A 1,126-nucleotide genomic window follows, 5' to 3' on the forward strand; every position below is an offset into this window, starting at 1 on the left:
ACGACTTCGCGTCGCTGGCACTATGGGAATCAATTCGTCCGACGGTCGTGTCAGTGTCCGGCGCGCGAACGGGATCCTAAGCGCGCTCGGCGAATACTTGCCGGAACTCCATGACGTGCCGTATCCGAAGCCGTGGACCGGAGTGCGTTCTCTCACGCCCGACGGGCTACCGCTCATCGGTCCCCTCCGGCGGTGGCCTACCGTAGTAGTAGCGGCGGGGCATGCCATGCTCGGCATCACGCTTGCCCCCGCGACCGCGCGGATAGTCGCGGAGCTCCTCGAGCGCCCGACAAACCATCCAGCGCTCGCGCCCGGGCGGTTCCGCACCCACCCTTACTAGGGTGCCATTCGCACGACGAAGCGCCCGTCTTTCGAGTGGTTACCTGTGTCCATAAGGGATGACGGACGGCTGAGTTCCGTCATACCAGCTGCCGACGCGTTAGGGGCCCGACAACTCCGGTCACTGCGGCGCTCAGACGGGATTAACCCTTGTGCCCGCGGGTAGCTGGCGATGGACACCGGGCTCACGGCCGTTGACCCGTGCTCAGGACACCATCGCGAGCAATTCTGAGCGCACGATGACCGCGCCTCAGTGGGCTAAGTAGGTCGCCTCGCGACTTGGTCTCCACTGACTAGGTGTGATGCCCAGGCACGTTGTGCGATCGGATACGGCGTGCCGTAGATAGGTGAAGGCCTCCCGAATGTGGAGTGGAGCTGTCTAGGACCCACTTCCACAGGGAGGCCTTCGTGGCACACGCTAACGCGGCTTTGACCCCGAAACACCGACTCCGTCTGGCGCGCCTGATCGTTGACGATGGTTGGCCACCGTCGCGAGCGGCCGAGTTCTTCAACGTCTCGTATCGCACTGCCACGAAATGGGCCCAGCGCTACCGCGACGAAGGCGTGAACGGGATGATCGACCGGTCCTCGGCTCGGCACAGCCAGCACGCAAAGACCCCGCAGCCAATGGTGCGGAAGATCGTGCACCTGCGCTGGAAGCACCGTCTGGGGCCGGTGCAGATCGCAGCGAAGCTCGACATGCCTGCCTCGACCGTGCACGCCGTCCTGGTCCGGTGCCGGCTGAACCGGCTCAGCCACGTCGACCGCGTCACCGGTGAACCGGCTC

2 protein-coding genes are annotated in these 1,126 nt (G+C 65.0%); both read left to right on the forward strand.

Features of this window, described 5'->3' with window-relative positions:
• Positions 1-340: FAD-binding oxidoreductase (locus tag EPN29_14465; GenBank protein TAN29616.1), on the forward strand; the 340-nt coding region annotated here is incomplete at its 5' end.
• 368 nt (positions 341-708) lie between these two features.
• Positions 709-1,126, forward strand: a 418-nt coding sequence (locus EPN29_14470) for an IS481 family transposase (GenBank protein TAN29617.1), incomplete at its 3' end; no start/stop codon positions are given.

The sequence above is a fragment of the bacterium genome, from assembly GCA_004299235.1.
In the GTDB taxonomy this organism is placed as follows: Bacteria; Chloroflexota; Dormibacteria; order Dormibacterales; family Dormibacteraceae; genus SCQL01.